Source organism: Pseudonocardia sp. Ae717_Ps2 (genome assembly GCF_001932475.1).
Taxonomy (GTDB): Bacteria; Actinomycetota; Actinomycetes; order Mycobacteriales; family Pseudonocardiaceae; genus Pseudonocardia.
Window position 1 is genome coordinate 1941594 of sequence record NZ_MCIS01000001.1, and the last position, 26916, is coordinate 1968509.

The window sequence follows — 26916 nt, forward strand, 5'->3', positions numbered from 1 at the left end:
GGGGCTAACCGGGTTACCGAACGGTAAAGCGCGTTCGGTATCTCAAGCAAGCGCTGACTACTCCGGAGTAGTGCTTGCTTCCCTTAGCGCAGGTGAGAGGCCTTACAAGACTCAGGGGCTGCCTACCGGTGAGTACCCGGTCACCATGTGTCCATCCCGTTGCGCGTCCCGACACCCGTGGGAGCCCGGGAACCCAGGCACGGAGACCGAACCGGCCGTCAGGAGTGACGAACAGTGACCACGCAGCCCCTGTCCCAGCCCGAGTCCGAGAACGGCAGCGCCGCCGCGTCGAACCAGGCCGCGGAGGTGCTGCGGCGGCAGGCGGCCGGCCTCGTCCGGGACCTGCGCGAGCTCGCCAGCCCGGAGGGCGTCGCGGCGAAGGTGGACCCGGTGGGCTTCGCCGGGGCCCTCGGCGAGGCCGCCCGCTCGCTCGCCACCCGCCCCGGCGCGCTGCTGCGAACCGGGCTCGGCTTCGGCGTCGACTCGGCCAAGGCGGTGACCGCCGCCGCCGCGCGCGCCGTCGGCGGGACGACCACCGGCCCGGCGTCGCTGCCCGAGAAGGACAAGCGCTACGCCGACCCGGCCTGGGAGGGCAACGCCTGGTACTACCTGGCCCGTCAGGAGCACGCCCTGCTCGCCGACCGGCTGACCGAGCTGTCGCAGGCGGCCCGCGTCTCGCCGACGGCACGCCGCAAGCTGGACTGGCTGGTCGGTCAGATCATCGAGGCGCTGGCCCCGCCGAACGCGATCGTCACCAACCCGGCCTGGCCGAAGAAGATCGTCGAGACCGGCGGGCTGAACATCGTGCGGGGCGCGCGCAACATGCTGCGCGACGCCGTGCAGAACCAGGGGATGCCGCGTCAGGTCACCCCCGGCGCCTTCCAGGTGGGCAAGGACCTCGCGGTCACCCCGGGGCACGTCGTGTTCCGCAACCGGCTGATCGAGCTCATCCAGTACGAGCCGCAGACCGCCGAGGTCCACGAGATCCCGCTGCTCATGAGCCCGCCGTGGATCAACAAGTACTACATCATGGACCTCGCGCCGCAGAAGTCGCTGGTGGAGTGGGCGGTGCAGCACGGCCACACCGTCTTCATGATCAGCTACCGCAACCCGGACTCGTCGCTGGCCGACGTGACGATGAGCGACTACCTGCAGGAGGGTCCGGTCACGGCCATGGAGGTCGTCCGGGAGATCACCGGGCAGGACAAGGTCAACGTCGCCGGGCTCTGCCTGGGCGGCGCACTGTCCGCGGCGATGACGGCGTGGCTGGAGGCCAAGGGCGACCAGCGCGTCAACTCGCTGACCCTGATGAACACGCTGCTCGACTACTCCGGCCCCGGCCAGCTGGGCGTGTTCACCGACGAGAAGACAGTGAACCGGCTCGAGCGGAACATGCGCAAGGACGGGTACCTGCCCGCCACCAGCATGAAGACGACCTTCGACCTGCTGCGGTCCACCGACCTGGTCTGGAACTACGTCGTCAACGACTGGATGCTCGGCGAGGACCCGAAGCCCTTCGACATGCTGACCTGGAACTCCGACTCCACCCGCATGCCGGCCGCGATGCAGACCGAGTACCTGCGGACGCTGTACCTGGAGAACCGCTTCGCCGAGGGCAAGCTGGAGCTGGCGGGGGAGCGGCTCGACGTGGCCGACATCCGGCCCGACAGCTACGTCGTCACCGCGGAGTCCGACCACATCGCGCCCTGGAAGTCGGTCTACACCGGGGCGTCGAAGATCGGGGGCACCGTGCGCTTCGTGCTGTCGAACTCCGGGCACATCGCCGGCGTGGTGAACCCGCCGTCGCCGAAGTCGCGGCACTGGTTCGGCGAGAGCGACGACCTCCCGGCCCGCGCCGAGGACTGGCGCGACGACGCCACCGAGCGCAAGGCCTCCTGGTGGGAGGACTGGACGCCGTGGATCGCCGAGCGTGCGGGCGCGGAGGTCGCGGCGCCGAAGAGGATCGGGTCCGACGCGCACCCGCCGCTGGAGCCCGCTCCCGGCCGTTACGTGCTGCGGGGCTGATCCGCCACCCCGGCCCCGTCGCCGCCCCGATGATCACCGCTGGTCACCCGGGCGGCGCGGTGTCCACGATGGCCGGCGATCAACGCCGTCCATCATGGACACAGCATCGGATGCGTGCACAACCGCCGTCCGGCGGGGAGAATGCGTCGCCATGGACCGCGTACGTTCTGTGCCCGCGCGCCGGCGACCGCCGCGCGGGTCCCTCCGGGCGGGGACGCCGTGAGCCGCGCGGGGGAGACCCGCGCCCGCGGCGGCCGCCGGACACCGAGCGCCGGGGGGACCACTGCCGACGAGCTGCACGAGAACGGCCGCAGGGCCGCCGAGGACGCCTGGAGCGCGCAGGTGAACGCCCTGGGCGGGTTCATCCGGGCGCAGCGGCAGATGGCGAAGCTCTCGCTGCGGGAGATGGCGGCGATGACCCAGGTGTCCAACGCCTACCTCAGCCAGGTCGAGAGGGGGCTGCACCAGCCGTCGCTGAAGGTGCTGCGCTCGATCGCCGACGCGCTGCACCTCAACACCGACCAGATGCTCAGCCGGGCCGGCTGGGCGGTCGGCGACCCGGACACCGCGGGCGACGCCGCCCCGCCCGAGGAGGCCGCGGCCGCGGCCACGTCCCCGCCGGGTGTCGAGGCGGCGATCGAGGCCGACGCACGGCTGTCCGACGAGCAGAAGGCGGCGCTGCTCGGGGTGTACCGGAGCTTCGTGCAGCGGGACTGAGCAGGCGTGCTTGACATACTTAACGGGCGTGCGTAGTTTTCTTGGCATGCCGGGGTGCTCGTCGTGCTCCCCGTCCGCACCCCAGACACGTCTCCCGGGAGGGAAGCACCGATGACCGCCTCCACCGAGCAGTTCGTCGACATCGCCAAGCGTGGCCAGGACCTGGTCACCGAGTCCGTCCGCGGGTGGACCGAGGCCGCGAGCGGCCTGGCCCGCCAGTTCGGCGCCGGGGACCGCCCGCAGCTGCCCGACGCGGGCGCCGCCGTCGAGCGCGTCTTCGACTTCTACGAGCAGGTGCTGGGCCACCAGCGCGAGTTCGCGCGGACCGTCGTCAGCGCCGGTACCTCGGTGTTCGACCAGGTCACCGAGCAGGCGACCAAGGCGGCCGAGGCCGTGACCGAGCACGCCGGGCGCGGCGCCGAGGCCGTCGCGGAGAAGACCGCGCGCGCCACCCGCAGCACCACCAAGTGAGTCCCCGACCCGGGACTCCCTGAACGACCTCGACGGCCCCCGCCCGGTCACCCGGGCGGGGGCCGTCGTCGTGTGACGGGACCGGGTGTCCCTACCGGCGGGTGGGGGAGAGGCTGGGCCCGCCGTCACCCCGAGGACGGTCAGAACGGGATCAGCGGCACCACGAGGACCCGGGCGAGCAGCACGACCACGAACACGATCAGGACCGACAGGTCCAGCCCGACCGCTCCCATCCGCACCGGCTGCACCCGGCGGCGGATCGGGGCGACGACCGGTTCGGTGAGCCCGTGGGTGATCCGCCGGGCGGTGTCGAGCACGGCGCCACCCCGCCCGGACCCGAGCACCTCGATCCAGTCCACGACGACCCGCGCGATCAGGACGAGCTGGAACAACCCCAGCAACGACGACAGCAGATACGCGACCATGCCCACATCGTCCCCTTTCCGGCTGAGAGTCCGGTGAGAGGACGCTGTGACGCGGTGACGAGCTCGGCGTTCAGACCTCGACGAGCACCGTGAACGGCCCGTCGTTGACCGACTCCACGGCCATCCGCGCCCCGAACTCGCCTGTCCGCACCGTCGCGCCGCGCCCGCGCAGCGCGGCCACCACGGCGTCGACGACCGGCTCGGCGTCCTGTGGGCGCGCGGCCGCCGACCAGGACGGCCGGCGGCCCTTCCGGGTCTCGCCGTACAGGGTGAACTGGCTGACGACCAGCAGCGGGGCGCCGGTGTCGGCGCAGGACAGCTCACCGCCGTCCGCCCCGGTGAGGATCCGCAGCTCGTGCAGCTTGCGGGCCATCGTGTCGACCTTCCGTGCGGTCGCGGCGGGGTCGGTGCCGACGTCGTCGACGTGCACACCGAGCAGCACCAGCAGCCCGGGCCCGATCTCCCCGGACACCCGCAGCGGTGTGCCGTCGGGCGCCTCGATGGTCACCGACGCCCGTCGCACCCGCGCGACGACGGCCCTCACCCGACCGGCCCCGACGGCGACGCGGCCGCGGTCCGCGCGGGCACCGGGTGCGGCCAGCCGTCCACCGGCTGCAGGAGCCCGTGCCGCACGAACTCGCGCACCGCGGGCAGGGTCGCCGCGACCAGGGCGTCGGTCGGCAGGTCGTGGGCGTAGGACAGCAGCGCCAGCAGCTCCGACAGCGGCAGCTCGCCGCGGCAGCCGGCCAGCAGCGCCGCGGCCGGGCCGTCGACGGGGTGCTCCCAGCCGGGGCCGCCCCAGCGGCGCACGGTGGTGGACAGCTCGGCCCAGCCGCCGTCGGGGTCGACCGACGACGCCGACTCCAGCACGGTCTCCGGGGCGAGCAGCAGCCGCGCGCCCAGCAGGTCCTCGTCGCGGGTGTGGGCGCGCAGCCAGTCGACCCGGTCCAGCCAGCCGGTCATCTCCCGGCCCAGGCCCTCGCCCAGCTCGCCGGGCAGGTCCTCGACCACGACGGTCGGCTCGGCCTCGGGGTCGGAGGTGCGGCGCAGCATCAGGAAGCCGAACCCGACCCCCTCCACCCGCTCGGCGGCCATCCAGTCCAGCCAGGCCCCGGCCTGCTCGCGCGCCGCCCGCGAGCTCGGGACCAGCCCGGCGTCGCGCTGCCAGGTGCCCACGTGCAGGCCCGGGTCGACGACCTCGCGCTGCAGCACCCAGGCGTCGACGCCGTCGGGCAGCCAGGAACGCACCCGGTCCGGCCAGTCCTCGCCGCGCACGTGCAGCCACGACCCCAGCAGCTGCGCGACCCCGCCCGGGTTGAGCAGGCCGGGCAGCTCGCCCAGCAGCGCGGCCAGCGCGGAGTCCCCGGCGGTGCCGGAGTCGCGGTAGACGTAGTCCACCCGCGGCGGGCCCGGCACGAACGGCGGATTGGACACCACCTGGTCGAAGCGCTCCCCGGCCACCGGGGCGAACCACGGACCCTCCCGCAGGTCGACCTCCACCCCGGACAGCCCCAGCGACAGCCGGGCCAGCGCCAGCGCCCGGGGCAGCACGTCGGTGGCGGTGACCCGCATCGCGTGCCGGGAGCCGTGCAGCGCCTGCACCCCGCAGCCGGTGCCCAGGTCGAGCAGGGTGCCGACCGGGCGGCGGACGGTCGCCGCGGCCAGCGTCAGCGACGCCCCGCCGACTCCGGTGACGTGCTCGCGGTCCTGCCGCGCGGCGGGGGTGTCGATGTCGGACACCACCCACCAGTCGGTGCCCGGCTCGCCCTCGGCGCCGGCGACCTCGCCGTAGGGGCGCACGTCCAGCGCGGCCCGGATGCCGTCGGGGGTGCGACGCAGGATCCGGCCCTCCAGCAGCGGGTCCAGGTCGCCCAGTGCCGCGGTCACCGCCGGCTCGGGCTCGGTGTCCTCGAGCAGGAACAGCCGCACCAGGGTGCCGAGCTCACCGCCGTCGCGGCTGGCACGGGCGGCGGGCTCCGGTTCGCCGCGGGTCAGCGCGTCGTGCGCGGAGCGGCCCAGCAGGGCGCGCACGCCGTCCGGGGTGTAGGCCGCGTCCAGCAGGCAGCCGCGGACGCGTTCGATGGCACCGGCGTCGAGATGGGGGAGCACCCCGCCATTGTCGCGTGCCATCCTGTGCGGCATGAGCGGGATCTGCATCGCCCAGGAACCGGAGGCCGACGCGCTGCTGGAACGCGAGCCCCTCGCGTTGCTGATCGGCATGCTGCTCGACCAGCAGATCCAGATGGAGGTCGCGTTCCGTGGCCCGCTGAAGCTCTACGAGCGCCTCGGTGGGCTCGACGTGCGCGTCATCGCCGACCACGACCCCGAGGCCTTCGCGACGCTCGCCACCACCCCGCCCGCCATCCACCGCTACGGCGGCTCGATGGCCAAGCGGGTGCAGGAGATGTGCCGCGCGATCGTGGAGGACTGGGACGGGGACCCGGCCGCGATCTGGACCCGGCCCGGGGCCGACGGCGCCGCGCCCGACGGACGTGAGGTGCTGCGCAGGCTCAAGGCGCTGCCCGGCTACGGCGAGCAGAAGGCGAAGATCTTCCTCGCGATCCTCGGCAAGCAGTACGGGGTCACCCCGGACGGCTGGCGGGAGGCCGCCGGGGACTACGGCGCCGACGGCACCCGGCTCTCCGCGGCCGACGTCGTCGACGGGCAGACCCTCCTCGAGGTGCGCGACACGAAGAAGGCGATCAAGGCCGCGGCACGCGAGAAGAAGGCCGCTGCGGCGAAGTGATCCGCCGACAGGGCTAGCATCACAGGCGTGCACAAGGTTCCGGAGGCGCTCGCCGGCGCACGCGTGATCGACCCGGACCAGGTCTGCGACGCCGTCGCGGTGCTCGCCGACTCGGAGAAGGTGGCCGAGGCGGCGACCGTCCTGGACGTCCTGGGCGAGGCCAACCGTCTGTCGCTGCTGCTCGCGCTGCAGCACGCCGGGGACCTCTGCGTCTCCGACCTCGCCGTCGCCGTCGGGATGAGCGACTCGGCCGTGTCGCACGCGCTGCGCCTGCTGCGCGCACACGGCATGGTCACCGCCCACCGCGAGGGACGGCTGGTCCGCTACCGGTTGACCGACGGGCTCGCCCGCCGCGTGCTGGAGATCGTGTCGGCGGTCGCCGTCGCCCCGGGCGCGCTGCACGCGCACGGCGCCGACGACGGGGAGGCGTCGTGACCCCCGCCATGATCGAGCAGGTCCGCCCACCGGTGCCGGCCGAGAAGCTCGACCACGAGATCGCCCGGCTGCTCGACGCCCTCCAGTCGGTCTACGACGACGGCTGGTACCCCGAGCTCGAGGTCGTGCGCCCCTGGTCGACGCACAACCCGCGGATCTCCGGCGAGTTCGCCCGGCCGTGCGCGATCCGCCGCTACCTGCACCGGGAGCTGCGCGGCCTGCTCGCCGCCGGGGCCACCGTCACCGCCCGCGCCGCCCGACCGGCCCGGGCGTTCACCGACCCGGAGTTCTTCGCCGCGCTCGACGAGGACCGTTTCGACCTGCGCGTGAAGAAGCTGTTCCTGTTCGGCCCGGAACGCATGGCGCTCTCGCTCGACCGGCTCTCGCACTACACCGGCACCCCGGCCGAGTCCTTCCAGCGGCACGTGCTGTTCACCAACTACGCCATGCACGTCGAGTCGTTCCTGGAGCGCTTCCCCGACGCCGAGCGGCCCGACCGCGCCGGTGTCCAGATGCCCGCCTACCACCACCCGGGCGCCGACGGCGACGGCGTGACCCTGGTGAACATCGGCGTCGGCCCGGCCAACGCCAAGACCGTCACCGACCACCTCGCGGTGCTCCGTCCGGACACCATGATCATGATCGGGCACTGCGGCGGCCTGCGGAACCGCCAGGAGCTGGGCGACTTCGTGCTGGCCACGGCCTACCAGCGGGCCGATCACGTGCTCGACGAGGTGCTCCCGGCGGACGTCCCGGTCATCCCGAGCATCCGGCTCAACGGCTACCTGATGGACGCGCTCGGCGCGGCCGAGGCGACCTGGCGGCCAGGTGTCGTGCACACCACCGACAACCGCAACTGGGAGTTCAACCAGGCCGCGACGCTGCACCGGATGCGGCTGGCCCGGGCCGTCGCGGTGGACATGGAGTCCGCGACGATCGCCGCCAACGGCTTCCGTTACCGGATCCCGAACGCGACCCTGCTGTGCGTGTCGGACAAGCCGCTGCACGCCGAGCCCAAGCTGGCCGGCGGCGCGCGGGCGTTCTACGAGACGAGCAAGCGCAAGCACCTCGGGATCGCGCTGGACGCGCTGGACCGGGTCCGCGCCGAGCACCCCGACGGGCTGCCCGGCTCCGAGGTCCGCTCCGCCGACGAGCCGCTGCTCGGCAACGGGCCCGACGGGGCCTGAGCCGCCCCGCCGGCCGGCAGGGTCAGAGCGGCAGCGCCAGAGGGGCAGGGGTCAGAGCGGCCGGGTGTACCCGGCCCGGTCGGGCTGGTAGCCGAACCGCGCCAGGAACGGGTGCGGCCCGTCCCCGGCGGTGTCCCCGGCCCGGGCCAGGACGGCGCCGCGGGCGCGCCCGTGCTCGTGCGCCCACTCCAGCAGCGCCGACCCGACCCCGCGCCGCCGCCACCCGACGGCGACCCGCAGCCCCTCGACCTGCAACCGGGTCGTGCCACGCAGGACGGGCCCGGGCAGGATCGTGAGCTGCACGGTCGCGACCACCCGGCCGTCGCCGGCGCGGGCGACCGCGAGGAACCGGCCGGGGTCGCGGTCCAGGGCGTCGAAGGCCTCCTCGTAGGGTGCGAGGTCCGGGTCGTCCGGGTCGTCCGGGTCGGCGGCGTCCCCGGCGCCCGACAGCAGTGCGACGACCGCGGCGACGTCGGCTCGGCTGGCCCGGTCGACGACGAGCCGCCCCCCGGCCAGCACGACGTCCGCACCCGCCGGGTGGGCCGAGGCCCGGACGCCGTCGACGACCCGGTCGAGCCAGGCGCCGACGTTCTCCCTGGCCTCGTCGGTGTCGGGGTAGCGGCAGCGCAGGTGCAGGCCGGCCTCGTCGAGGATGAACCAGACCATCACGCCGTCGGCGTCGCCCGCGGAGCTGACGTACTGCGCCTCCAGCCCGGCGTGGTCGATGCGCACCGGCAGCCGCCGCAGGTCCAGCCAGGAGATCGCGAACATGCCGGGGGCCTCGGGCATCCCGCCCCAGGGGGCCAGCACGTCGTCGAGCGGCCAGGACCCGAGCCGCACGGCCTCACGGACGGCGTCGGCGCAGGCCCGCGGGTCCGGGTCGCCCGCGTCGATCACCGCGTTGGTGATGAACCAGCCGACCGAGCCGTGCCAGCGGTCGTCGTAGCGGCTGTGCACCGGGAACACCGCGCGCAGCGGGGCGTGCGCCAGCTCCCGGGTGGTGCGGGTCATGACCGAGGTGACCAACGCCAGCGTCGACACCCCGGATGCGCGTGCCCGGCGTTCGAACAGCGCGCAGTCGTCGACGCCGAGCACGTCGCGCACCTCCACGCGCTCCGGGGGAGCGGGGGCGAGCTCCCCGAGCGGCAGCGGGAAGCGGGGCATCACGTCGCCGCCCGCGGCCAGGATCTCCGCCCAGCGCTGCCGGACCTGGTCGGGTGCGGGCTCGCGGTCGGCCAGGGCGGCGGTGTGCTCGGCGAAGGGGCGCACGGTGCCGGCCGGCAGCGTCCCGCCCAGGCCCTGCACGAGGTCGCGCAGGATCACCAGCAGCGACCACATGTCCACGTGGGCGTGGTCGGCGGCCACGACGAGCGTCGGCCGGTCCGCGGTGAGGATCACACAGAGCCGGTGCGAGGGCGCCGCGTAGGGGGTGCAGCGCTCGTCGAGCATCCGCCGGACGGCGTCGTCGACGGCCTGGCCGGGCGCGATGGGGTGGGTGACCCAGCGGCCGGGACGCAGGTCCACCTCGTGCAGCCGGGGACCGGCCGGGCCGGGGGAGAACACCGTGCGCAGCGTCCCGTGCCGGCGCAGCACCGCCAGCCAGGCCTCGGCCAGCGCGTCGAGGTCGACCGCGGGCAGCCGGCAGGTGATCGCCATCCACGAGCCGGGCCGGTCACCGCGGTCGACGTGGCGGCGCTGGTCGAACGAGACCGGGACCGGGTCGCCCCGGCGGCCGACGGTGACGTCGTAGCCGAGCAGCGTCCCGTAGGGAAGGCGCAGGTGCGTCACGCTCGTCAGCCGCATGGCCATAACCTAGGCCGACGATGATCAGGAGGCGTAGCGCATGGCCACGTTCGGGATCGCCGGGGCGACGCTGGACTTCGACGTACGCGACGAACCCGGCGCTCCGGCGGTGGTGGCGCTGCACGGCCTCACCTCCAGCCGTCGCCGCGAGACCCTGATGCGGCTCGACATCGCCTCCCGGGTCGAGGGCATCCGGCTGCTGCGCTACGACGCGCGCGGCCACGGCCGCTCCGGCGGCACCACCGACCCCGCCGACTACCGGTGGCCCGCGCTGGCCCGGGACCTGCTGGGGCTGCTCGACCACGTCCTGCCCGGTGAGCGGGTGCACGGGGTCGGACCGTCGATGGGAGCCGGGACGCTGCTGCACGCCGCACTGGCCGACCCGGGCCGGTTCGCCAGCCTCACCCTGATGCTGCCGCCGACCGCCTGGGAGACCCGGCGCGCCCGGGCCCGCGACTACGAGCGCTCCGCGCTGGCCGTGGAGGCCGCGGGCATCGCGGCGCTCGACGCCGGCGCCGACGACGCGGATCTCCCCCCGGCCGCCCGGGGCCGCCCGCGGACCGAGCCCGACGTGCGCGCCGACCTGCTCCCGGCCATCCTGCGCGGCGCGGCCGCCACCGACCTCCCCGCACCGGAGGAGCTGGAGCGGATCACGGTGCCGGTGCAGATCCTGGCCTGGACCGGGGACCCGGGGCATCCGGAGTCCACCGCGCAGACCCTGCGGGAGCGGCTGCCCGCGGCCGGGCTGTCGATCGCGGCGACCCCGGACGACGTCGTGTGGTGGTCGCGGCTGCTCGCCGCGCGGCTGCGCCGCTGGGAGTCGCTGGATCCCACCGTCGACGGACCCGCGGATGTGCGCGAGGCGCCCCGCGGGCGCCCGCGCAGAGAACGCACAGGGGTGTCACCATGGAGAGGGAGGTGGTTCGACAGTGGCTGACCAGCGACGCGAGGACCCCGTTCTCATCACGGACGCGCAGATGTCCTACGAAGAGGAACTGGAGATCCGCAAGCGGCGCTACAAGTGGACGATGGGCATGCGGATCCCGTGCATGGTCCTCGCCGGCGTCTTCTACACCTACCCGTGGGTCGCGGTGACCCTGCTCGTGATCTCCGTGCCGCTGCCGTGGATGGCGGTGCTGATCGCGAACGACCGGCTGCCGCGCAAGGCCGAGAAGCCCAACCGGCACCGCCAGGGGCACCGGGCCATCGAGGCCCGCCCGCACCCGGTGATCGACCAGGCGGACGAGCCACCGCCCGCTGACGGGCCCACGACCGACGACGAGCAGCCCACGGGCACGGCCGGCGGCGGCACCACCTCCACGCGTTGAGGCCGTGTTCGGGCATCATGGGCGCCATGTCCACGACGACGCTGCCCGAGGTCGACACCCGGCCGGAGACCACCGACAAGACCGGTGACGACCGGCCGGACATGTTCCACTACGTCAAGAAGGACCGGATCGCCGAGAGTGCCGTCCTGGGGAACATGGTCGTGGCACTGTGCGGCGAGACCTTCCCGGTGACCAAGTCGCCCAAGCCGGGGTCGCCGGTGTGCCCGCAGTGCAAGGAGATCTTCGACGGGCTCCCCCCTGGTGGCGGCGACGGCGAGTGAGACCCGCCCGAGGCGGCGCCGAGAGGGCGCCGCGCCTGCGCTGAGGGCACGCCGGGACCGGCTCAGCCCCGCGCGAGCAGCAGCCGCAGCGGGGTGGAGCACGGGTCACCGGGCACGGCGCGCAGCACGGTCTCGGTGACCATCCCGGCCGACCGGTAGAGCGCCAGCGCCGCGGCGTTGTCCGCGGCCACCTCGAGCCACAGCCGCCCCGTCCCCGCCCACGGCGGCCGCTCGGGGGTCTCCCCGGTCGCACCGGGCACCCCGGCGACGGCGAGGGCGGCACCGAGCAGTGCCCGCCCGGCGCCGGTGCCGCGCCGGTCGGGATGGACCACGAGCCGGTGCAGCTCGACGCCCGGTTCCGGGCCGCGCGGCGCGGCCAGCACGACGTAGCCCGCCGGGCCGGGCTCGCCGTGACGTTCCAGGACCAGGTGCATCCGGGCCGGGTCGGCCGCGGCGTCGTCGTGCCACTCCGGTCCGGTGGTGTCGCCGATGCCGGGGGCGCCGTCGTCGAGCGCGGCCAGTGCCGCCGAGTCCGCCGGGCCGCGCCACGGCCGCAGGACCGTGTCGCGGGCCTGGTGAGCGGGCGTCGTGCGTACACCGGTCGTGCGTGCACCGGTCGTTCGTGCGGGGGACACCACCCGGCCATCCTGCGTCCACCCGCGCGGACCCGCTCGGCCGGGGGCCGGGTGGGACCGGGATCAGGACCGCAGGAAGGCGTCGATCTCCGTGGCGAACGGCTCCGGATCGAGCAGCAGCTCCAGGTGTCCACCGGGGTAGCGGCTGATCCGGGAGCGGCGGATCCCGCGGTGCAGCATCGTGGCGTTGCCGCGCGGGACGATCGGGTCGTCGTCGCCGGCGATGATCAGGGTGTCCGCGGTGATCGCCGGCAGCAGCGGCAGGCTGGTCCAGCCCGAGAGCGCCATCAGCTGGTAGTAGTAGCCGCGCATCGGGCCGCGCCGGGCGCCCGCGCCGAGTGCCTCCGCGGCCCGTTCCGGGTGGTCGCGCAGCGAGCCGCCGTAGATGCGGGCGGCGACGGCGTCGATGTAGGGCGGGTCCTGGTGGCGCTTCGGCGAGGTCATGACGGCCATCACCCGCGGCGAGGCGGGGATCATCAGCGCCCCCGGCCCGGTCGCGACGAGCACGAGCTTGCGGACCCGTCGCCGACGGCTGATCGCCAGCTGCTGGGCCAGCATCCCGCCCCAGGAGAACCCGAGGACGTCGGCCTCGCGCACGCCCAGCTTCGTGAGCACCTGGCCGAGCCGGTGCGCCATCCACGTCAGGTGGTACGGCATCCGCGGCACCGCCGACCCGCCGATGCCCGGCGGGTCGAACCGGATGACGTCGAGGTCCGCGGGCAGCGCCGCGACCAGCGGGTCGAGCACGTCGGTGGCGGCGCCGATGCCGTTGCACAGCAGCAGCGGGGTACGGCGGGGGCCCGGGCCGGAGGCGGGGCGACGCACGACGCGCAGGGCCCGGCCGCCGACGAGCACGTCGTGCTCCTCGAGGCCTGCCCCGCTCACGGGACGGGAGCTGGAAGTGGTCATCACCGCCGAGCCTAGGCGCCGTGGCCGGGCGGTGGGGTGCCGGAAAGGCCGGGGTGTGATGATCCCGGGCCCGCCCTCAGACGGGGGCGGGTTCGCCCAGGTAGGTGCCCGGCGCGGGGAACAGCGGTCGCAGGCGGCGTCCGCCCAGCTCGGGGGGTGCGTCGCGCACCGTGCCGGACCGCTCGACCAGCCAGCGGGCCAGGTCGTCCCACCAGGAGCCCTCGACGGCCTCGGCCCCGGCCCGCCAGCGCTGCGCCACGCCGTCGCCGGTGGAGCAGGGGGCGGCCCGGAACCCGGTCGCCATCGACGGCGGTGCGATCAGCGCCCCCGCCTGGTCACCGGGGGCCAGCACGAGCCGGCAGCCGCCGCCGAGGCGCTGCGCGGTGCGGTACCCGCCCGTCCAGGGCTGTACCGGGTCGTCGTCGGCGGCCACGAGGTAGCTGTCGCGCCGCAGCTCGGCGAACCGGACGGGGGTGCCGAGGACCCGCACGTCGGGCCGGTCGGGGTCCGCGCCGTCGCCGGTGGCCGCGGCGAGCGCGGCGAGGTCGGTGTGCAGCCCGGCGGGCAGCGGCAGCAGGTCGGCCACCCAGGCCCGCATCGCCCGCGCGGCGCGGCCGTCCAGGTCGGCGGTCCCGCCACCGTGCGGCACCGCCCACGGCAGCACCCGGTCCGGGCCGCGCCGCCACGCCCAGGCCCGCACCGCCGTCGCGCCGTCGAGAACGCCGTCGCGGGCGGCCAGGTCGGCGGTCTCCGCGACGGTCGCCGGGTCGGGCGCGAAGCCGGGCAGCGCGTCGGACTGGTCGAGGACGGTGGCGAGGTAGGCGACCGCGGCGACCCGGTCGTCGAGCCCGATCGCGGCCTGGTGGGCCTGCACCGCCGCGGTCAGCAGCCCGCCGGTGCGCACCCCGAGCAGCGACACCCGCGGGGCGCGGGTGATCCGCCCGCAGGCGTCGACGGCGTCGAGGACGGCGGCGGCGTGCGCGTCGAGGTCTCGGTCGGCGTCGGCCGGGCCGGCCGGGCGCCAGGACAGCGCGAACACCTGCAGCCCCTTCTCGAGCAGGTGCTCGACCAGCGAGTACCCCGGCGCGAGGTCGGCCAGCCAGTAGCGGTGCACCAGCGGCGGGACGACCAGCACCGGGGTGTCGCGCACCTTCTCGGTCCGCGGCAGGTACTGGAGCAGCTCGAACATCGGGGTGCGCAGGACGACCGCGCCGGGGGTGGCGGCGACGTCGCGGCCGGGGACGGGGCCGCCCCGGGCGTCGCGGGCGCCGGTGTCGAACGGGACCGAGGGGGTGTCGGCGCCGGGGGGTGTGAAGACCCGCTCGGCGGCCTCGGCCGGGGCCGGGCAGGGCTCGTCGGCGGTCGCGGTGTCGGTGGCCACGCTCTCGGTGGTCACGCCGTCGGTGGCGACCACGCTGTCGGCGGTGTGGGCGGTCACGGTGTCGGTGGCCACGGTGTCGGCGGTGTCGGTGGCCGCGGTGGCGTCGGTCACGGCGGTGGTGGCGGCCCGACCGCGGTCGTCCTGCCGGCCGGGACCGGTCCTTGCCGTGGCAGCGGTGCCGTCCGGGGCACCGGCTCCTGCTGATCCGGTGATCACGAGCGGGCCGCCGCCCGGCAGCAGCAGGGACGTGAGGCCCGCGAGGGTCGCGCGCAGCCGCTCGGCGTCCGCGGCGGGCAGGGGCATGTCGGGGCTCGCGACGGCGTCGTCGAGCAGCCCGGCCACCGCCCCGGTCGTCGCGAGCAGCACCTGGGCCGCGCACCGCGCCACCGGTGCGACCGGGCCGGCCGGCACGTCCGGAGCGAGGTCGGAGCGGCCCAGGCCGACCCGGCCCAGCTCGGCGACCCAGCCGCCGCCGCGGCGCAGGAGCAGCAGCGGCCGTGCGGACACGGCGGCCGCCAGCCGCAGCCCCGCCGCGGGCAGGGCGAGGGGGCCGGCGTCGGCTGGGGTGCGGTCGCGCTCGCTCATCGCCTCCATCATCCCCACCGCGACCGGTCGCGGCGCGTTCACCCCGTCGTCGGGCGGCGTTCGGACCTGACCGGCACGGTGGCCCGGTCGCGTCGCACGAGACCCCGGAGCCCGATGAGCACCGTCGCACCGTCCACCCTGTCCCCGGCAGCGCAGCCGTCACCGCAGACGGCAACGCAGACGGCAACGCAGACGGCAACGCCGACCTCCACGGCCGGGGCGGGTGCGTTCCTGCGGGAGTTCCTGCGCGACCCGCTGCGCACGGCGTCGGCGCTGCCGAGCTCCCGGGCGCTGGCCCTCGCCGCGACGGCGCCGGTCCCCGCGACCGGGGACCCGGTCGTCGTCGAGCTGGGGCCGGGCACCGGGGCGTTCACCGACGTCATCGCCGAGCGGCTCGGCGGCCGCGGCCACCATCTGGCCGTCGAGCTGAACCCGCGCCTGGCCGCGCTGCTGCGGGCCCGCCACCCCGGCCTCGACGTCGCCGTCGCCGACGCGGCCGAGCTGCCCGCGCTGCTGGCCGCCCGCGGGCTCGCCCGTGCCGACGTCGTCGTGTCCGGGCTGCCGTGGGCGGCCTACCCGCGCGAGGAGCCGTGGCTGACCGACGTCGTCGCCGGCTGTCTGCACCCCCACGGCGCCCTGACCCAGTTCGGTTACTCGGTGACCCGGGCCCTGCCGCCCGCCCGCCGGCTCCGGCTCCGGCTCGCCGCGGCCTTCGAGGAGGTCGTGCACGGCCGCGCGGTGCTCGCCAACCTCCCGCCCGCGTTCGTCCTCACCGCCCGCCGCCCGCGGCCGCCCCGGGGCTGACCTGGCCCGTCGCCGTCGGGGAGGCTCCCGGCCCGCCCACCGGGCGGCGCCGTCACGACGCCCGGCTACCCTGATCCGCGCCCCGCAGCCGTGTCGGCGTCGACGCGCGGACGTGGCGGGGAATCGCCGGTTCCCACCCGGGAACGACCCACGGACCAGGGGAGACGTGTGTCGCAGACCCAGCTCGTGTCGCCCGACACCCGCCCGCTGCGCGCGTGGCAGCGCAGCGCACTCGCCCGCTACCTCGCGACCTCGCCGCGGGACTTCCTCGCGGTCGCGACCCCGGGCGCGGGCAAGACGACCTTCGCCCTGCGCGTCGCGTCGGAGCTGCTGCGCGACCGGGTGGTCGACGCGATCACCGTCGTCACCCCGACCGAGCACCTGAAGTACCAGTGGGCCGAGTCGGCCGCGGCCGCCGGGATCGCGCTCGACCCCGAGTTCCGCAACTCCGCGGGCGGCACCTCGCGGGACTACCAGGGCATCGCGATCACCTATGCCGGCGTCGCCGCGCACCCGATGCTGCACCGCAACCGCACCGAGAACCGCCGGATGCTGGTGATCCTCGACGAGATCCACCACGCCGGCGACGCCAAGAGCTGGGGCGAGGGCGTCTACGAGGCGTTCGAGCCCGCCACCCGCCGCCTGGCCCTGACCGGTACGCCGTTCCGCTCCGACGACAACCCGATCCCGTTCGTCGAGTACGTCCCCGACGCCGAGGGCGCCCCACGCAGCCGCGCCGACCACCAGTACGGCTACGCCGAGGCGCTCGCCGACAACGTGGTCCGGCCGGTCGTCTTCCTGGCCTACTCCGGCACCTCCAACTGGCGCACCAGCGCCGGCGAGGAGATGTCGGCCCGGCTGGGGGAGCCGCTGACCCGCGAGCAGACCGCGATGGCCTGGCGGACCGCGCTCGACCCCTCGGGGGACTGGATGCCCGCGGTGCTCGCCGCGGCCGACCGCCGCCTGCAGAGCCACCGCGACGGGGGCATGCCCGACGCGGGCGGCCTGGTCATCGCCACCGACCAGACCGCGGCACGGGCCTACGCCGCGTTGCTGACCGGCATCACCGGGGTACGGCCCGCGGTCGTGCTGTCCGACGAGGCGGGCGGCTCGGAGCGGATCGCGGAGTTCTCCCGCTCCACCGAGCGGTGGATGGTCGCGGTCCGGATGGTGTCCGAGGGCGTCGACGTGCCGCGCCTCGCCGTCGGCGTCTACGCCACCAGCGCCTCGACCCCGCTCTACTTCGCCCAGGCCATCGGCCGCTTCGTGCGGTCGCGGCGGCAGGGCGAGACCGCGTCGGTGTTCGTCCCCAGCGTCCCGGTGCTGCTCGGCCTGGCCAGCGAGCTGGAGGCGCAGCGCGACCACGTCCTCGGCAAGCCGCAGCGGCCCGAGGAGGTCTGGAACGACGCCGAGCTGAACGAGGCCAACAAGGTCAAGGACGAGCCCGGTGAGCAGGAGCAGGCGTTCACCTCCCTCGGCGCCGACGCCGAGCTGGACCAGCTGATCTACGAGGGCGCCACCTACTCCGCCGACGAGGAGGACTACCTCGGGCTGCCCGGTCTGCTGGAGCCCGACCAGGTGCGCACCCTGCTGTCCCAGCGGCAGGCGGAGTGGATCGCGAAGGGCTCACCGCGCACCGGTGCCCAGGCCCGCGCGACGCCGGCGACCGAACCGACCCCGCCGCTGGCCGCCGAACGCGGGCAGAGCGTCCGGGAGCGGCTGCAGACCCTGCGCAAGGAGCTCAACACCCTGGTCGCGCTGCACAACCACAAGACCCGCAAGCCGCACGGGAAGATCCACAACGAGCTGCGGGCGCACTGCGGCGGCCCGCCGGTGGCGATGGCGACCATCGAGCAGCTCGAGGAACGCATCGCGACCCTGCGTTCCTGGCGCTGAGAGCCGCCCTCGCGGGCCGCGACCGCGCGCGAGCCCGTGCCTGCGCGGGCGGGGCCCGCAGGCAGCACCGTCGTGCCGGGACCACCGCGCAGGCCGGGACGGGAGGGCACGGCGGCCCGTGCCCGGGCGATGGGGCGGCCTGTCGCCGTCGCGGGGCTGCAGCGCCACCGCAGCGCCACCGCCGCACCACCGGGACGCCGGTGCGGCCGAGCACACGGTGATCCGTTCCGCGCGCGCTGATCCGCTCGGCGCGCGCGTCCGGACACGCGCGGACCGCGTATCACCGCGCAGACTGCGGATCACCGCGCAGACTGCGGATCACCGCGCGGACTGCGGATCTGCGCGCGCACCGCGGATCACCGTGGGGATGGCGGATCAGCGCGCGGACTCCGGATCAGCGCGGACTGGGGATCAGCGAGCGCCGCGGATCAGTGTGCGGACTCCGGAGGACCGTGCGCGGACGGATCAGCGTGCGGACTCCGGATCAGCGCGCGGACGGCGGATCACCGTGCGGACTGCGGATCACCGCGCGCGGAACGGATCACCGTGGGCGTCGTGTCGCCGTGCCGGTCAGGGCGGATCGGTCAGGACGGGGCGGCCCGGTCCCGGGCGGACGTGGCGGGCAGGGGGACCGGTTCGTCGCCGTCACGGGACCGCAGGGCCACGGCGAGGACCACCAGGCCGATCCCGACCGCCTCCAGCGTCCCGGGCAGCTGACCGAGCACCACGAGCCCGACCAGGGTCGCGGTGGCGGGCAGCAGCGCCAGCAGCACCGCGAACCGGGCCTGCCCGACCCGGCGCAGCACGACCTGGTCCAGCACGTAGGGGATCAGCGAGCTGAGCACACCCAGCCCGATGGACAGGGCGAGCACCGCCGGATCGGCGAGCGGTGCGAGGTTCGCGACGCCGAACCCGGTCACGGCTCCCGGACCCCCGACGAACAGCAGCGGGACCAGGACGACGGCGGCCACGGTGAACCCCGTCGCCAGGTCGTCGATGCCGGAACCGGCGCGTGCGACCCGTTTGCCCAGCACGATGTAGACGGCCCACATCGCCGCCGCGCCCAAGGCCCACAGCACCCCGGCCGGGCTGCCGGACCAGCGGACGTCGGCGATCAGGAGCACGCCGGCGGCGGCCAGGCCGACCGCGCCGATGTCGCGGAACCGGCGGGAGGCGAGCGCCGCGACCAGGACCGGTCCGGTGAACTCGACTGCCACCGCAGTGCCGAGCGGCAGCCGGGCGATCGCCTCGTAGTAGGCGACGTTCATCAGGGCCGTGGCCAGCCCGAACACCCCCGCGCGGACGAGGCGGACGCCGCGCCAGGCGTCGCGGCCGGGGCGGCGCCAGGCCAGCAGCAGCAGCGCGGCACCGATCAGCCGCAGCTCGGCGACCGCCGACGGCGCCAGCCGGTCGAACAGCCCGACGGCCAGTGCGGCCCCCACGTACATCGAGATCCCACCGGCCAGGAACAGCAGCGGAGCGGGAACACGATCGGGCGACGGGCGGGGACTCACTCGCCCACCGTAGTCCGCGACACACCGTATTTACCGTGGCGCGCTTGCACGTCGGCCGAGTTCCCCGCATGATTCACACGCAGTCAACTTCATACGCAATCGGTCACCGCGGGTACATCGCGGCGCCACCAGACCGTGCGGCCCGCGCCACACGTGACGGACGTCGCGACGCATCCCGGGAACACGTACAGGGGCCTCGAGCGTCTGTACAGGTGTGGGCGAGCCGCTCGTGCGGTCGTCACAGTGATACGGCGGCGAGCGCCCGAAGCCCGCCGCCGCGACGGAGGGAGACCGCTATGCAGCCCGAAACGCTGACCCGGCCCGAACTGACCCTTGCCGACCGTTGCGACCGCTGCGGTGCGGCTGCCAAGGTGCGCGCGATCCTGCCCTCCGGTGGGGAACTCCTGTTCTGCAACCACCACGGTCGTGCCCACGCCGAGAAGCTGCGTGAGTCCGGGGTGCAGGTGCAGACGGGGGAGTGACGCCCGGGGCCGCCGCGGCCCCCACACACAGACCCGCGAACGGGGCGGGGATCCGATCGGATCCCCGCCCCGTTCGGCATGTCGGGGGTGTCAGGAGGTCGGGCGCCTCAGGATGCCGGTGCGAACGGCTCCTGCCCTGAGCCCGTGCCCTCGTGCGTCCCGGCCCGCCGCGACGGCGCCGGGTCGGCGGGCAGCGGGGTCGCGCCGGTGACGATGTCGGCGGCCCGCTCGGCCACCGCCACCACGGGGCCGTAGGTGTTGGCGTTGGGCACGTCCGGGAAGATCGACGCGTCGACGATCCGCAGGCCCTCGGTGCCGTGCACCTGCAGCGTCGACGGGTCCACGACGGCGTCGGCGTCGGTGCCCATCCGCGCGGTGCTGGTCGGGTGCAGCCCGTTCTGGGCGCGCCGGGACACCCAGTCGAGGATCTCGGCGTCGGAGCGGACGGCCTCCCCGGGGAAGGTCTCCCCGGCGTCGAGGTCGGCGAACGCAGGCTGGTTCAGGATCTCCCTGGCCAGGCCGACGGCCTCCACCCAGCGACGCCGGTCGCCGTCGGTGACCAGGTAGTTCTGCACCAGGCGCGGCGGGACCGCGGTGTCGCGGGACACCGCGCGCACCGTCCCCCGGACGTCGCCCGCCATCACCGAGACGTGCATCTCGTAGCCGTGCCCGACCGGCGGGACGTCCGGCGCGAAGCGCATCGCGACCGGCGCGAACAGCATCATCACGTCCGGGATGTCCCCGGCCATCGAGGTGGAGGCGAACCCGCCGATCTCGAAGTGGTTGCTCGCCCCGACCCCGGTGCCCGAGACCAGCCAGCGGGCCGCCGCGGCGGGCAGCCGGTGCGGTGCCCGCTGCGGCGCCAGCGAGATCGGCTGGGAGCAGGCGTGCTGCAGGTGCACCGCGAGGTGGTCCTGCAGGTTCGCGCCGACCCCCGGCAGCGCCACCCGGGTCTCGACGCCGATGCCCGCGAGGTGCTCCGGGTCGCCGAAACCGGACACCTGGAGCAGCTGCGGGGTCGCGATGGAACCGGCGGCCAGGATCGTCTCGCCGGCGTCGACGTCGCGGATGGTGCCGTCGGAGGCGCGGTAGCGGACCCCGATGACCCGGGTGCCGCGGGCGTCGGTGCGTAGCGCGCGGACCAGGGCGCCGGTGCGCACGGTCAGGTTGGGCCGGGAGCCGGCGACCGGGTGCAGCCACGCATCGGTGGCCGAGAAGCGGCGCCCGCGCGAGATCGTGCGTTCGGTGCGGGAGAAGCCCTCCTGGACCGGACCGTTCGTCGAGTCGACCAGCGCGTGCCCGGCCTGCTGGGCCGCGGCCAGGAACGCCGCGTTCAGCGGGCCGGCCGCCGGGGCCCGCTCGAGGACCTGCGGGCCGTGGCCGCCGTCGGGCAGCGGGGTGCCGTGCTCGGAGGTCCGACGCTCCAGGCGGCGGAAGTAGGGCAGCAGGTGGGCCGAGCTCCACTGCTCGCAGCCGGGCAGGCGGGACCAGCGGTCGTAGTCGCCCGGGTGGGCCCGCTGGTAGACCATCCCGTTGATGCTGCTGCTGCCGCCCAGGACCTTCCCGCGCGGGACGGCGATCCGCCGCCCGGCCAGACCCGACTCGGGCTCGGTGACGTAGCACCAGTCGTAGCGCGGGTTGCCCCACGCCTTGGACAGCGCGGCGGGCATCCGGATGATCGGGTCCCAGCGGTGGTCGGGGCGGCCCGCCTCGAGCATCAGCACCCGGCGTGTGGGATCCTCCGTGAGCCGCGAGGCCAGCACCGCCCCCGCGGATCCTCCGCCGACGATGACGACGTCGTACCGGCCCATTCGCGTCCTCCACACGTACTGTCGGGATTGCCCTGTTCGAGGGAGCAACCCCCCTTGCGTGGATCACGGTACGCCGCGGCCACCGCCCGTCGTCGCCGCCCCCGTACGCTCGACGGCGTGACGACGACCGAGCGTGGTGCGGACGACGGAGCGGACCTCCGCGACCGGCCCGCGGACGACGCCGACACCGCGCTGGCCGCCCTCGCGGCCCAGCTGGACGCGTCGGTCGCCGCGCTGTCCTCGGCCCGCCGACGGGTGGCCGAGCTGCAGGAACTGCGGGCACAGGGGCTGAGCTGGCGGGAGATCGTCCCGCGCGAGGCACGGCCGCTGATCGTCGAGACCCTCACCCGCACCCTCGACGGCCTGGGCGCCGTGGGTGGCCGGTTCCGCCGTGAGGAGGCCGTCGCGCTGCACGGCGAGGGCGAGTCGATCGCCGGGATCGGCAGGCTGTTCGGGGTCAGCCGCCAGCGCGCGTCGGCCTACCTGCAGGAGCACCAGCAGCTCCTCGAACGGGGCGCGTCCCGCGAGGACCGGCCGGAGACCTGACCCCGGGGATCAGGTCTGGTCGCGCCGGCGGTGCCGGGCCTGCCGCTGGGCGGGCACCCGCGGCGCCACCGGTGCCGCGGGGGAGCGGCGGGCCGCCGGGATCAGCGCGGTGCGGTCGACCGCGTCGGACTGCTCGGGCACCGCGGAGGCCGCGGTGCGCAGCTGCAGCCGGGCCAGCTCGCGGACGTCGGTGAGCCGGGCCGCGAGTGCGGTGACCACCGGCGCCAGCGCGACGACCAGCCGCTCGCCCAGCGGGTCGTCGGGCCCGCCCCGGGCGAACAGCTGCAGGGCGCCCGCGGTGCGCCCGGCGACCGGGACCGGCACGGACAGCGAGCGGACCAGGCCGCAGTCGGCCGCGGCCGCGGCCAGCTCGGGCGGCCCGGTCCGGGTCAGGTCCGGGGTGGTCAGCGTGCGGTCGCCGCGCTCGGCGGCGGGGCCCGGCCCGGCGTCGGCCCGGCGCTGCAGCTCCCCGAGGCGCAGGGCGGCGGTGTCGGACCCGAAGACCCGCCGAGCCTCGGGGTCGCGGGGGTCGGCGGGCTCGCGCAGCAGCAGCGCCGCACCTCCGACCCGGGCGGCGGGCACCAGTGCGACGCAGATCCCGGACAGCATCGCGGCGACGTCCGCGTGCGCGACGGAGACGGAACCGGCCTGCAACGCGACCCGCACCAGGGCGGGTGCCGGGTCGGGCGTCGGCCGCCCGGTCGTGCCGGAGGTCCAGAGCGAGGCCGCCATCTCGTCCCTTCCGCGTCAGCTCCCGCGAGCGAGGTCCGTGACACAGCGTCGCGGGTGTGGTGGGTGAGGATAACGATCGTGGTCACCGCCGCGGACGGCGGCTCGCCCGGCGCGTCCGACCGATCACCGCAGGTGACCGAAGTCGCGGCTCCGGTGACGGGGGGTGTCCGAACGGTGCGGTGCGACCGACGTCGCCCCGGCGGGACCGGGTGGGCCGCGTAAGGTCTCCGGACGTACCGCGGGAGCCCGCGCACCGAGGCTGAGAGGGCGGCAGGACCGGCCGCCGACCGTTCGAACCTGATCCGGGTCACACCGGCGTAGGGAGGCCGCCCCGTGCTGTCACGTGCTCTCCGTCCACTGGCCGTCGTGCTGGCGCTCGCGCTCGCCCTGTCCGGCTGCGCCGCGGGCGACGGCTCCGGGGCCGCGGCCGGGGGTGGGCCGATCCGCGTCGCGCTGGACTGGACGCCGAACACCAACCACATCGGGTTGTTCGCAGCCCAGCAGGCGGGCTACTTCCGCGACGCCGGTCTCGACGTCGAGTTCCTGCCCTACAACCAGACCTCGCCGGACACCCTGGTCGGCTCCGGCGCCGCGGACTTCGGCGTCGGCTTCCAGGACTCGTTCACCTTCTCCAAGGCCGCGGGTGCCGACATCACCTCGGTCATGGCGATCCTGCAGCACTGGGCCACCGAGATCGCCGTGCGCGCCGACCGGTCCGACCTCACGCGGCCGCGCGACCTCGACGGGAAGGTCTACGCCGGGTTCGGCGGGCCCGGCGAGAACCAGAAGATGCAGGCCGTGATCCGGGCCGACGGCGGGCGCGGCGACTTCCGCACCGAGGTGCTGTCCACCGCCGCCTACGAGGCGCTCTACTCGGGGCAGGCCGACTTCACCGAGCCGTTCGTCAACGTCGAGGGGATCGAGGCACAGCTGCGGGGCGAGCCGATCCGTACCTTCCGCTACACCGACTACGGCTTCCCGGACTCCTACAACGTGCTGCTGCTGGGCAACTCGACCTGGCTGCGGGACAACCCGGACACCGCCCGGAGGTTCGTGCAGGCCGTCCAGAAGGGCTACGCGCTGGCCGCGCAGGACCCGGCGACGGCGGCGCGGATGCTGAAGGAGGCCAACCCCGGCGCGTTCACCTCCGACGAGCTGGTCGACCGGGGCGCGCAGATGCTCAGTGAGCGCTTCCTGCGCGACGCGCAGGGCCGTGTGGGGTTCCAGACCCCGCAGCAGTGGGCCGGCTTCTCCGGGTTCCTCTACGACACCGGCACCGTCGCGGGGCCGGACGGGGCCCCGGTGCGGCAGAAGCCGGACTTCTCGACCTGGTTCACCAACGACTACCTGGCACCGTGACCCGTCGGCTGTGGCCGGCCGCCGCGCTGGTCACCGCGCTGCTGCTCACCTGGCAGGTCGCGGTCACCGTCGCCGGCACCCGGCCCCAGGTGCTGCCCTCGCCGCTGCGGGTGGTCGAGCAGGGCTGGGCGTTCCGGGCCGAGCTCTGGGCGAACACCCTCCCGACGGTCCAGGTGACGCTGATCGGGTTCACCGTCTCGATGGCGCTGGCCTGGGCCGCGGCGGTCGCGGTGGACTTCTCGCCCTGGCTGCGGCGGGCGCTGACCCCCCTCCTGGTGGCCTCGCAGACACTGCCGGTGGTCGCGATCGCGCCGCTGCTCATCATCTGGTTCGGTTTCGGCCTGCTGCCGAAGGTGCTGGTCATCGCCCTGGTGACGTTCTTCCCGGTGACGGTCGGGCTGATCGAGGGCTTCGCCGCGACCGACCGCGCCACGACCGCCCTGCTGCGGTCGATGGGTGCCTCGCGCTGGCAGCGGTTCCGCTACGTGCGGCTGCCGGGGGCGCTGCCGTCGTTCTTCACGGCGCTGCGGATCGCGATCACCTACGCGGTGACCGGGGCGATCTTCGCCGAGTACGTCGGCGCCCGGGCCGGCCTGGGGATCTTCATGCAGCTCCAGAAGAACCAGTTCCGCACCGACCTGGTGCTCGCCGCGGTCGGCGTCACCGCCGTGCTGTCGGTGACGTTGTTCGCACTGACCTTCCTGCTCCAGCGCCTGGTCACGCCCTGGTACGTGGCCGACCACGACGGAGGAGGTGCGCGGTGAAGGTCGTGGTGCGCGACCTGTCGGTGTCCTACGGCGACCTGCCGGTGCTGTCCGGGGTGCACCTGGACGTCGCGCCGGGGGAGTTCGTGTCGCTCGTCGGGCCGTCGGGATGCGGCAAGTCGACGCTGTTCGGGGCGCTGGCGGGCATCCTCGACGGGGCGACGGTGACCGGCGACATCGAGGTCGACGGCGGCCCGGTGCGCGGTGCCCCGTTCGGTCTGATGCCCCAGCAGGACCTGCTGTTCCCGTGGCGCACGGTCCTCGACAACACCGCCCTCGGGCTGGAGGTCGCCCGCGTGCCGCGCCGCGAGGCCCGCGAGCGCGCCCGCGCGCTGTTCGAGCCGTTCGGGCTGGCCGGCTTCGAGGACGCCCGCCCGGGCGAGCTCTCGGGCGGCATGCGCCAGCGCGCGGCGCTGCTGCGCACCGTCGTCGCGGGCCGGCAGGTGCTGCTGCTCGACGAGCCGTTCGGCGCGCTGGACGCGCTCACCCGGACCGCGATGCAGGACTGGCTGGAGTCGGTGCGCGCCCGCTACGGCTGGACGACGGTCCTGATCACCCACGACGTGCGGGAGGCGGCCCTGCTCTCGGACCGGGTGCTGGTGTTCTCGCCGCGCCCGGCGACGGTGGTGCGGGAGCTCGTCGTCGACTCCGGGCGCCCGCGCAGCCGTACCGACCCGGCGCTGGCCGCGGTCGAGGCGGACCTGCTGGACACCCTGCGCGGCTGAGGCAGGGCCGGCGTTCCGGCGCTCCGGATCGTGCCCGAGGGCAACAAAGTCGGCGTTCGTGACCGGATCGTGATGACGAAACGGGAACTGTCTCGATTCAGAAGGCTGTTGCGGAGCCGGTTCCGCCCAATACGTTGGCGCTCGCAACATTCACCCGTTCGTGATCATGCGAGCGGTCCACAACGTCGTGGAGGGAGACCCCGATGGGGGCACGGAACACGGGGCGCGGTCCCCGGCTGCGTCGGGCGGTCGCGGCGGCGGGCCTCGGCCTGCTGCTGGCCGTCGCGGGCTGCGGACAGAACAGCGCGGGCGGCGGCGGGGACACCGCCGGCGGTGGCTCCGGCGGGTCCGGCGGTGGGGTGAAGGTCGGGGTGATCCTCCCCGAGACCGACTCCTCGGCCCGCTGGGAGGGCTTCGACAAGCCCATGCTGGACGCGGCGCTGCGCGCCGAGGGCATGGACCCCGACATCCAGAACGCCCAGGGCGACGAGCAGAAGTTCTCCACCCTGGCCGACGGCATGATCTCCAGCGGCGTCAAGGTCATGATCATCGCCTCGATCAGCAGCGACGGCGGCACGGCCGTCGCCCAGAAGGCGAAGGCCCAGGGCATCCCGGTCATCGACTACGACCGGCTCAACCTCGGCGGCGTCAGCGACTACTACGTCTCCTTCGACAACGAGAAGGTCGGCGCCCTGCAGGGCGAGGGCCTGGTCCAGGGCATCGGCAACAAGCCGGGCGCCCAGGTCATCGAGATCGAGGGCGCGCCGACCGACAACAACGCGACCCTGTTCTACAACGGCCAGCAGAGCGTGCTGAAGCCCAAGTACGAGTCCGGGGCCCTGAAGCTGGTGCAGAGCCAGAAGATCGACAAGTGGGACAACCAGGTCGGCGGCACCACCTTCGAGCAGATCCTCACCGGCAACGGCGGCAAGGTCGACGGCGTCGTCGCCGCCAACGACGGCCTCGCCGGCGCCATCGTCACGGTGCTGGCCAAGTACGGCCTGAACGGCAAGGTCGTGGTCACCGGCCAGGACGCCACCGCCGACGGCCTCGCCGCGATCCTGCGCGGGGACCAGTACATGACGGTGTTCAAGCCGATCGAGCAGGAGGCGCAGGCCGCCGCGAAGCTCGCCGGCGCCCTGGCCAAGGGCGACACCGCGGCCGCCGACGGCGTCGCCACCCAGACGGTCAAGGACCCGAAGGGCAACCGTGATGTCAAGTCGCTGCTGCTCGAGCCGCAGCTGATCACCAAGGACTCGGTCAAGAAGGTCACCGACGCCGGCTACGTCAAGGCCTCGGAGATCTGCAACGCCGAGACCCAGGCCGCCTGCGGCCAGCTCGGCATCAAGTAGGAC

The 26916-nt window shown here is 74.8% G+C and carries 27 protein-coding genes and 1 riboswitch; of the genes, 17 read left to right on the plus strand and 10 right to left on the minus strand.

Annotated features, from left to right (window positions below; genetic code table 11):
* Positions 1–234: 234 nt before the first annotated feature.
* The 3 genes from Ae717Ps2_RS09320 to Ae717Ps2_RS09330 all read left to right on the plus strand — a co-directional run bounded on the left by Ae717Ps2_RS09320 (position 235) and on the right by Ae717Ps2_RS09330 (position 3213).
* Positions 235–2025 (plus strand): alpha/beta hydrolase, encoded by a 1791-nt coding sequence (locus Ae717Ps2_RS09320; RefSeq protein WP_075305736.1) that lies wholly within the window; start codon positions 235–237, stop codon positions 2023–2025.
* Positions 2026–2244: 219 nt separating this feature from the next.
* Positions 2245–2742 carry a helix-turn-helix domain-containing protein gene (locus tag Ae717Ps2_RS09325; RefSeq protein ID WP_233147508.1) on the plus strand — a complete coding sequence of 166 codons (498 nt, stop codon included), beginning with the start codon at positions 2245–2247 and terminating at the stop codon, positions 2740–2742.
* Positions 2743–2853: 111 nt separating this feature from the next.
* Positions 2854–3213, plus strand: a complete 360-nt coding sequence (locus Ae717Ps2_RS09330) for a hypothetical protein (protein WP_075305737.1) — start codon at positions 2854–2856, stop codon at positions 3211–3213.
* Between the two features lie 140 nt (positions 3214–3353).
* Here Ae717Ps2_RS09330 and Ae717Ps2_RS09335 read toward each other — a convergent pair whose 3' ends face one another.
* The 3 genes from Ae717Ps2_RS09335 to Ae717Ps2_RS09345 form a co-directional block, all read right to left on the minus strand.
* Positions 3354–3638, minus strand: a complete 285-nt coding sequence (locus Ae717Ps2_RS09335) for a YggT family protein (RefSeq protein WP_020622897.1) — start codon at positions 3636–3638, stop codon at positions 3354–3356.
* Between the two features lie 70 nt (positions 3639–3708).
* Entirely contained in the window at positions 3709–4182 is a 474-nt protein-coding gene (dtd, locus tag Ae717Ps2_RS09340; protein ID WP_075305738.1) for a D-aminoacyl-tRNA deacylase, read from the minus strand.
* Positions 4179–5747 (minus strand): methyltransferase, encoded by a 1569-nt coding sequence (locus tag Ae717Ps2_RS09345; protein WP_075333235.1) that lies wholly within the window; start codon positions 5745–5747, stop codon positions 4179–4181. Before Ae717Ps2_RS09345 ends, dtd begins: the two co-directional genes overlap by 4 nt.
* 31 nt (positions 5748–5778) lie before the next feature.
* Here Ae717Ps2_RS09345 and Ae717Ps2_RS09350 point away from each other — a divergent pair, with 31 nt between their 5' ends.
* From Ae717Ps2_RS09350 to Ae717Ps2_RS09360, 3 genes are read left to right on the plus strand one after another with little or no spacing between them, the layout of a single operon-like run.
* Positions 5779–6384 carry an HhH-GPD-type base excision DNA repair protein gene (locus Ae717Ps2_RS09350; protein WP_020622894.1) on the plus strand — a complete coding sequence of 202 codons (606 nt, stop codon included), beginning with the start codon at positions 5779–5781 and terminating at the stop codon, positions 6382–6384.
* A 27-nt stretch (positions 6385–6411) separates the two neighbouring features.
* The gene (locus Ae717Ps2_RS09355; protein WP_020622893.1) at positions 6412–6819 is read left to right on the plus strand and encodes a helix-turn-helix transcriptional regulator; all 408 of its coding nucleotides are present in this window, start codon (positions 6412–6414) and stop codon (positions 6817–6819) included.
* Positions 6816–8006 carry an AMP nucleosidase gene (locus tag Ae717Ps2_RS09360; protein WP_020622892.1) on the plus strand — a complete coding sequence of 397 codons (1191 nt, stop codon included), beginning with the start codon at positions 6816–6818 and terminating at the stop codon, positions 8004–8006. Before Ae717Ps2_RS09355 ends, Ae717Ps2_RS09360 begins: the two co-directional genes overlap by 4 nt.
* Before the next feature lie 51 nt (positions 8007–8057).
* Here the strand turns inward: Ae717Ps2_RS09360 and Ae717Ps2_RS09365 are convergent, their stop codons facing one another.
* Positions 8058–9809, minus strand: coding sequence for a GNAT family N-acetyltransferase (locus Ae717Ps2_RS09365; RefSeq protein WP_075334216.1), 1752 nt, complete (start codon positions 9807–9809; stop codon positions 8058–8060).
* A gap of 40 nt (positions 9810–9849) precedes the next feature.
* On the opposite strand from Ae717Ps2_RS09365, the gene Ae717Ps2_RS09370 reads away from it, so the two are divergent.
* From Ae717Ps2_RS09370 to Ae717Ps2_RS09380, 3 genes are read left to right on the plus strand one after another with little or no spacing between them, the layout of a single operon-like run.
* Entirely contained in the window at positions 9850–10746 is an 897-nt protein-coding gene (locus Ae717Ps2_RS09370) for an alpha/beta fold hydrolase (protein ID WP_075305741.1), read from the plus strand.
* Positions 10739–11137: a DUF3099 domain-containing protein gene (locus tag Ae717Ps2_RS09375; protein WP_075305742.1), complete on the plus strand. Its 399-nt coding sequence runs from the start codon at positions 10739–10741 to the stop codon at positions 11135–11137. The genes Ae717Ps2_RS09370 and Ae717Ps2_RS09375 overlap by 8 nt, the downstream gene beginning before the upstream one ends.
* A gap of 26 nt (positions 11138–11163) precedes the next feature.
* Positions 11164–11418 (plus strand): DUF3039 domain-containing protein, encoded by a 255-nt coding sequence (locus Ae717Ps2_RS09380; RefSeq protein WP_043279309.1) that lies wholly within the window; start codon positions 11164–11166, stop codon positions 11416–11418.
* 62 nt (positions 11419–11480) lie between these two features.
* Here Ae717Ps2_RS09380 and Ae717Ps2_RS09385 read toward each other — a convergent pair whose 3' ends face one another.
* From Ae717Ps2_RS09385 to Ae717Ps2_RS09395, 3 genes are all read right to left on the minus strand, one after another.
* Positions 11481–12053, minus strand: a complete 573-nt coding sequence (locus Ae717Ps2_RS09385) for a GNAT family N-acetyltransferase (RefSeq protein WP_139318689.1) — start codon at positions 12051–12053, stop codon at positions 11481–11483.
* Positions 12054–12116: 63 nt separating this feature from the next.
* The gene (locus tag Ae717Ps2_RS09390; protein ID WP_075333236.1) at positions 12117–12962 is read right to left on the minus strand and encodes an alpha/beta fold hydrolase; all 846 of its coding nucleotides are present in this window, start codon (positions 12960–12962) and stop codon (positions 12117–12119) included.
* 76 nt (positions 12963–13038) lie between these two features.
* Positions 13039–14928, minus strand: coding sequence for an alpha/beta hydrolase (locus Ae717Ps2_RS09395; RefSeq protein WP_143510351.1), 1890 nt, complete (start codon positions 14926–14928; stop codon positions 13039–13041).
* A gap of 114 nt (positions 14929–15042) precedes the next feature.
* Here Ae717Ps2_RS09395 and Ae717Ps2_RS09400 point away from each other — a divergent pair, with 114 nt between their 5' ends.
* Positions 15043–15732, plus strand: a complete 690-nt coding sequence (locus Ae717Ps2_RS09400; RefSeq protein WP_233147509.1) for a class I SAM-dependent methyltransferase — start codon at positions 15043–15045, stop codon at positions 15730–15732.
* Positions 15733–15900: 168 nt separating this feature from the next.
* Positions 15901–17628 (plus strand): DEAD/DEAH box helicase, encoded by a 1728-nt coding sequence (locus Ae717Ps2_RS09405; RefSeq protein ID WP_075305745.1) that lies wholly within the window; start codon positions 15901–15903, stop codon positions 17626–17628.
* A gap of 584 nt (positions 17629–18212) precedes the next feature.
* On the opposite strand, the gene Ae717Ps2_RS09410 is transcribed toward Ae717Ps2_RS09405, so the two are convergent.
* Positions 18213–19076: a DMT family transporter gene (locus Ae717Ps2_RS09410; protein ID WP_170917141.1), complete on the minus strand. Its 864-nt coding sequence runs from the start codon at positions 19074–19076 to the stop codon at positions 18213–18215.
* Positions 19077–19438: 362 nt separating this feature from the next.
* Between Ae717Ps2_RS09410 and Ae717Ps2_RS09415 the strand changes: the two genes are divergently transcribed.
* Entirely contained in the window at positions 19439–19624 is a 186-nt protein-coding gene (locus tag Ae717Ps2_RS09415; RefSeq protein WP_020623547.1) for a hypothetical protein, read from the plus strand.
* A gap of 107 nt (positions 19625–19731) precedes the next feature.
* Here the strand turns inward: Ae717Ps2_RS09415 and Ae717Ps2_RS09420 are convergent, their stop codons facing one another.
* The gene (locus Ae717Ps2_RS09420) at positions 19732–21435 is read right to left on the minus strand and encodes a choline dehydrogenase (RefSeq protein WP_075305747.1); all 1704 of its coding nucleotides are present in this window, start codon (positions 21433–21435) and stop codon (positions 19732–19734) included.
* A gap of 117 nt (positions 21436–21552) precedes the next feature.
* Here Ae717Ps2_RS09420 and Ae717Ps2_RS09425 point away from each other — a divergent pair, with 117 nt between their 5' ends.
* A complete protein-coding gene (locus Ae717Ps2_RS09425) occupies positions 21553–21981 on the plus strand; it encodes a hypothetical protein (RefSeq protein WP_075305748.1) in 429 nt (142 codons plus the stop codon).
* A gap of 9 nt (positions 21982–21990) precedes the next feature.
* Here the strand turns inward: Ae717Ps2_RS09425 and Ae717Ps2_RS09430 are convergent, their stop codons facing one another.
* Positions 21991–22713, minus strand: coding sequence for a hypothetical protein (locus Ae717Ps2_RS09430; protein WP_075305749.1), 723 nt, complete (start codon positions 22711–22713; stop codon positions 21991–21993).
* A 236-nt stretch (positions 22714–22949) separates the two neighbouring features.
* Positions 22950–23039, plus strand: a riboswitch (TPP riboswitch).
* 7 nt (positions 23040–23046) lie between these two features.
* On the opposite strand from Ae717Ps2_RS09430, the gene Ae717Ps2_RS09435 reads away from it, so the two are divergent.
* The 4 genes from Ae717Ps2_RS09435 to Ae717Ps2_RS09450 all read left to right on the plus strand — a co-directional run bounded on the left by Ae717Ps2_RS09435 (position 23047) and on the right by Ae717Ps2_RS09450 (position 26913).
* Positions 23047–24072, plus strand: a complete 1026-nt coding sequence (locus Ae717Ps2_RS09435) for an ABC transporter substrate-binding protein (RefSeq protein WP_075305750.1) — start codon at positions 23047–23049, stop codon at positions 24070–24072.
* Complete coding sequence (locus Ae717Ps2_RS09440; protein ID WP_198932156.1) at positions 24069–24836, plus strand: ABC transporter permease; 768 nt, start codon at positions 24069–24071, stop codon at positions 24834–24836. The genes Ae717Ps2_RS09435 and Ae717Ps2_RS09440 overlap by 4 nt, the downstream gene beginning before the upstream one ends.
* The gene (locus Ae717Ps2_RS09445; RefSeq protein ID WP_020626772.1) at positions 24833–25561 is read left to right on the plus strand and encodes an ABC transporter ATP-binding protein; all 729 of its coding nucleotides are present in this window, start codon (positions 24833–24835) and stop codon (positions 25559–25561) included. Before Ae717Ps2_RS09440 ends, Ae717Ps2_RS09445 begins: the two co-directional genes overlap by 4 nt.
* Before the next feature lie 203 nt (positions 25562–25764).
* Complete coding sequence (locus tag Ae717Ps2_RS09450; RefSeq protein WP_075305752.1) at positions 25765–26913, plus strand: sugar ABC transporter substrate-binding protein; 1149 nt, start codon at positions 25765–25767, stop codon at positions 26911–26913.
* Positions 26914–26916: the final 3 nt, after the last annotated feature.

Bases quoted from the DNA above. Each gene is read 5' to 3' on its own strand.
- Ae717Ps2_RS09330 (WP_075305737.1), top strand. From the start codon at position 2,854: ATGACCGCCTCCACCGAGCAGTTCGTCGACATCGCCAAGCGTGGCCAG.
- Ae717Ps2_RS09335 (WP_020622897.1), bottom strand. From the start codon at position 3,638: ATGGTCGCGTATCTGCTGTCGTCGTTGCTGGGGTTGTTCCAGCTCGTC.
- Ae717Ps2_RS09350 (WP_020622894.1), top strand. From the start codon at position 5,779: ATGAGCGGGATCTGCATCGCCCAGGAACCGGAGGCCGACGCGCTGCTG.
- Ae717Ps2_RS09365 (WP_075334216.1), bottom strand. From the start codon at position 9,809: ATGCGGCTGACGAGCGTGACGCACCTGCGCCTTCCCTACGGGACGCTG.
- Ae717Ps2_RS09370 (WP_075305741.1), top strand. From the start codon at position 9,850: ATGGCCACGTTCGGGATCGCCGGGGCGACGCTGGACTTCGACGTACGC.
- Ae717Ps2_RS09380 (WP_043279309.1), top strand. From the start codon at position 11,164: ATGTCCACGACGACGCTGCCCGAGGTCGACACCCGGCCGGAGACCACC.
- Ae717Ps2_RS09390 (WP_075333236.1), bottom strand. From the start codon at position 12,962: ATGACCACTTCCAGCTCCCGTCCCGTGAGCGGGGCAGGCCTCGAGGAG.
- Ae717Ps2_RS09395 (WP_143510351.1), bottom strand. From the start codon at position 14,928: ATGAGCGAGCGCGACCGCACCCCAGCCGACGCCGGCCCCCTCGCCCTG.
- Ae717Ps2_RS09400 (WP_233147509.1), top strand. From the start codon at position 15,043: ATGAGCACCGTCGCACCGTCCACCCTGTCCCCGGCAGCGCAGCCGTCA.
- Ae717Ps2_RS09410 (WP_170917141.1), bottom strand. From the start codon at position 19,076: ATGTACGTGGGGGCCGCACTGGCCGTCGGGCTGTTCGACCGGCTGGCG.
- Ae717Ps2_RS09415 (WP_020623547.1), top strand. From the start codon at position 19,439: ATGCAGCCCGAAACGCTGACCCGGCCCGAACTGACCCTTGCCGACCGT.
- Ae717Ps2_RS09420 (WP_075305747.1), bottom strand. From the start codon at position 21,435: ATGGGCCGGTACGACGTCGTCATCGTCGGCGGAGGATCCGCGGGGGCG.
- Ae717Ps2_RS09430 (WP_075305749.1), bottom strand. From the start codon at position 22,713: ATGGCGGCCTCGCTCTGGACCTCCGGCACGACCGGGCGGCCGACGCCC.
- Ae717Ps2_RS09450 (WP_075305752.1), top strand. From the start codon at position 25,765: ATGGGGGCACGGAACACGGGGCGCGGTCCCCGGCTGCGTCGGGCGGTC.